Here is a 3,860-nt window from a genome sequence, read left to right on the forward strand (position 1 = left end):
CGTTGGCAATAACCATTTTCAGAGCCATTACAAACTTGTAGATGATTCCTTCACGCTCGGCATACATTTTTTCGAGCAGTAACTTATCCCTTTTTTCCGGAGGAATTACGTTGTTGCAGAACAGAGGTGCAATGCGGTCATATACCCATTCACCATCATCACCTGAAAACTTCGGCAGCTGATTGGCACAGAACCACAGGATTCCGCGGTATCTGTAGGTAAAGCCGTTCTCACCTTTAAACTCAACGAAAATTGGATCACCTCCGGTACACATCTTAAAAGCCTTAAGTTCGGTGACACGGATAAAACTCATATCAGAACATCCTGCGAGACGTTTGCCGTAGAGTGTTCCCGCCCCGAATCGTGCCTCAAGTTCTCGTAAATCAATGCTGATGTAGTTTTCTCTGCCGAGAAACATCTGAATCAGGCTGATTAACAGGGTTTTACCGGTATTGCCTTTACCGATCTGAAATATGGCCTTTTTCATGCGATGCCCCGGAACGTTAGAGATGCACACTCCGCCAAACTGATTGACGAAGAGAATCTCTCCCTGATTACCACTGGTCAGCGTATTCATGAAACCGTCAAAAACAGGTGTAGGCAGAGGATGGCCAATCCAGTTACATGGGATCTGAATGGTTGAGAGTTCATCCGATGTATGCGGCAAAAGCTCCATGGTGGTTATATTTAGCAGACCATTCTGAAAATTTATGATGTTCTCATTGGCATCAATATCTTCATGGGAAACAAAAATCAGATCTGTGGTGATAAGACTGTAGGTTTCATGAACCTTTCCCATAGAAACCACGTGTTCGTCATACTCAACTACAAACTGCTTAATTCTGCCAATCATCATATTTACAGAATAGAGACGATAGCAGCCGTTCTCATACACGTAGGTGAGTACTCCCTCCTTGGCGTTATCCCTGACAAATATATAATGAAGATTCTCCCGGACATGTTTGGCAAGTTTGGTGGGAACAATCACCTCAATACCCTTGCTCTCAATGTATTCAATGAAATACGGTCAGACCTTTACTGAGCGATGGAATTGACCATTAAGGGCTTCAACACCTGCACGGATGGTTCTTTCCCTGTAATCATCGCGATTCCATTTATCACGCATCAGTGCCGACTTCTGTATGATTTCATAAATCAAATCAGGATCATTGCCGGTGCGAAAGGCAATAAGGGATACCAGAGCGCAGTCGGCGGCAGAATCGTCATTGTTGTAGTCCTCTATGTTGCCGTCAACGTAAAGCTTCATGAACTTGACTCCGTTCTTCTGCCGTTTCAGCTCCTCAACGATTTCATCCGCATTTTTACCCGTGGGTTTAGTAAACTGATCATTTGCTTTTCTGCCGCAACGCTTTTTTGTAAAAAAACCACGGGCAATTCTGCATTCCGCTACGATAAGTAAAGCGGTTCTAACGGTGCTCTGCTACTTTATCCGGAGCACCTTCACCGCCTCGGTGCGGATCAGTTTACCGTCAAGAATCTCGTAAGTAACGTTGACTTTCCAAGAATGAATTTTATTCCAAAACGTTCTGTATTTTTCCTTTGATATAATATTTCTTTGTTATTTTTACGAGTCTATTGTTGTCATCAAAAGTTATAAATGTTTCTTCCGGAGAGTAAAAACCTTGCGGATAGCAATCCGTTCTTCCGTCATTTGAAATTTTAGGTGTGCGTCCTATAAGCTTACGAACTTTATCACGCTCCATTCCTTTTTTCAGCTCCAGTATAATTCCAAAAAACTGAAAACACTCTATCATTTCTTTACTGTATCCTGTTATAGCAAGAAGCAGATTATGCCTTCCATCAAGCTCCCATTCAGTTGCTATTGAAAGCTCGGAAGACATGTATTCTCCATACACATCAACAAAGGAATGTTCTCCGAATATGGAAAAAAATTTCTTTTGAGTTCGTGGCCATATTTTCTCACCATTTAAATATATTTCACAGTAACGTCCGTAACGATCATCGACAAAACTTACTGATACGAGCTTATTATCTATATATTCCAAAAGTACGTTAGGATTTGTATAGTATTCTCTTTCAAAAGTGGGTAGTTCTCGTTCTGTCCCAAATTCATCTTTCATCATTTTCCAAACTTCTTCACGTTCCATGCCAAATACAAAAGGTCCAACAGAAATATTCGGGGTTAATATAAATTTTTTCATATGAAACGTCCTTTTACTTATTAAATTTTTTTTCCAATTGAGAAACATACTTCATGACATCTCTTATAGCATCTTCATACTTGGAACCGAATTTTGCTCTAATGTCTGCAATTTCCAATTCAACCGCTGAACGAATGTCTTTGGCTTTAAGGTACTCTAACTGCAGTAGAATATAATCATTCTTCAACATAGACTTATTTCCATATGATTCTGTTACCAAATGATCTTTTTTTTCCATCCTGATGCAGGGACCTTCCCATTCTTTCAAAATTCCGGTTAAATTAAGTAATTTCACTGGGATTAAGTGGTGCACATCATGTATTTTGCCATCAGAAAAATGCTTCACAGCTTCATAGCTTCCTCCTAGTATTTCTTTGTTTCCAAAGACATCATCATCTGTATGATAAACATAGGAAGTTCCGTCTTTTCTGTGCCCTGTATAAAACGCATCTTCAGTTAAATCTATTTTTCTAAATGTGATATGGACTGGATATCTAGTGTACAAATTAAAGTAATTCTCCAGCATTTGTTCCAATGTCATCGATGAATGTTTAAGCCCTATGAATGAATAAATCCAATCTGATATGGGCTGAGGACCTCCTCTTCTATGTAATTCAAAAAAGAAAACATCTTTATCAACAACTTCATGTTTTCTCAAATACCCCATTAGAAAAGAAAACTGAAGTGAAACTTCAACTACTGTAGCGTCAGTATAGGGGCTTATGTCATATTCGCGTAATGCTTTATCAATAGCGGCATATGAATATTCTTCAAGGATGTCTGGGCTAACAATTTTTCCGTTTTCCATAGAACCATGCAATTGATAATCAACATCTTGTTTAATCTTCCTGCTTAAATCCACAAAAAATTGGGCATAGTATTTCTCCATCTCTTCTTGGATGTCAGACTGGTTTAATTTTGAAAAAATAAGAGATTCCCCAGCATGATAAGCCTCATTAATTAGTGGTATCTCCATCGATTCCTCCATATAATTTTATTAATTTCCAAAATTTATGACCACGAACCTAATCATTATTACAGGATTTTTTCCACCAGCAATTCAAATCAGCCTCTCGTGTAGCATTTATATTATTAACACACTTAATCAGTTTTTTAAGAGTAAAAATATCAAACATCCAATTTTAATTCGAACATTGTGATAAGTATTTGTTTTTATATAACTGTTTATTGTTTTCTTAGAAAATATATTGACATTTATAAAATAGTCACCACCTAAACATTAGTAGCAGAACCCACATCATCTTCAAGACAAACAGGCATTAACTTCCAAAAGTTGCTAACATAAAACCAATTATTTTTGGCTGACATCAATCATGTTTTTCATACAAACAATCCAATTACTGAAAAAACCAATAAAGATACATCTCTTCCCATCTTCATTCATCGTCAATGGAGAAATAAAACATCTGGTATTAAATGCTGTTTATTTCGATTTGCTCCACAGGGCATATACCCCCGTTTGAATTAGCGTTTTTCTGCGTGGAGGCAAGCGCCCGAAGGTCGCGAACGCAGCTCGGGAAATTTTGCCTCCCCCCTGGGGCATCGAATTGTTTAAAATTTCTACAAATCACACCTCCTTTTAGTGATTTTGGTGACAGTACATGATAGTCAGGTGACAGTAAGGTGAAAGTTTTAAAATCACGCAAAGCCTTATGC

At 38.2% G+C, this 3,860-nt stretch carries 5 protein-coding genes; 1 reads left to right on the forward strand and 4 read right to left on the reverse strand.

What is annotated here, in order from left to right; translation table 11 throughout:
• From ACJMLH_RS09505 to ACJMLH_RS09520, 4 genes are all read right to left on the reverse strand, one after another.
• Positions 1-856, reverse strand: an 856-nt coding sequence (locus tag ACJMLH_RS09505; protein ID WP_405277069.1) for a phage/plasmid primase, P4 family, incomplete at its 3' end; no start/stop codon positions are given.
• A gap of 171 nt (positions 857-1,027) precedes the next feature.
• The gene (locus ACJMLH_RS09510) at positions 1,028-1,267 is read right to left on the reverse strand and encodes a hypothetical protein (protein ID WP_405277071.1); all 240 of its coding nucleotides are present in this window, start codon (positions 1,265-1,267) and stop codon (positions 1,028-1,030) included.
• 265 nt (positions 1,268-1,532) lie between these two features.
• Positions 1,533-2,183 (reverse strand): hypothetical protein, encoded by a 651-nt coding sequence (locus ACJMLH_RS09515; protein ID WP_405277073.1) that lies wholly within the window; start codon positions 2,181-2,183, stop codon positions 1,533-1,535.
• A 13-nt stretch (positions 2,184-2,196) separates the two neighbouring features.
• Positions 2,197-3,003: a hypothetical protein gene (locus ACJMLH_RS09520; protein WP_405277075.1), complete on the reverse strand. Its 807-nt coding sequence runs from the start codon at positions 3,001-3,003 to the stop codon at positions 2,197-2,199.
• 514 nt (positions 3,004-3,517) lie between these two features.
• Here ACJMLH_RS09520 and ACJMLH_RS09525 point away from each other — a divergent pair.
• Positions 3,518-3,667, forward strand: a complete 150-nt coding sequence (locus ACJMLH_RS09525) for a hypothetical protein (RefSeq protein WP_405277077.1) — start codon at positions 3,518-3,520, stop codon at positions 3,665-3,667.
• Positions 3,668-3,860 lie beyond the last annotated feature (193 nt).

Origin of the sequence: Methanobrevibacter sp., from assembly GCF_045116495.1 — an archaeon.
Taxonomy (GTDB): Archaea; Methanobacteriota; Methanobacteria; order Methanobacteriales; family Methanobacteriaceae; genus Methanocatella.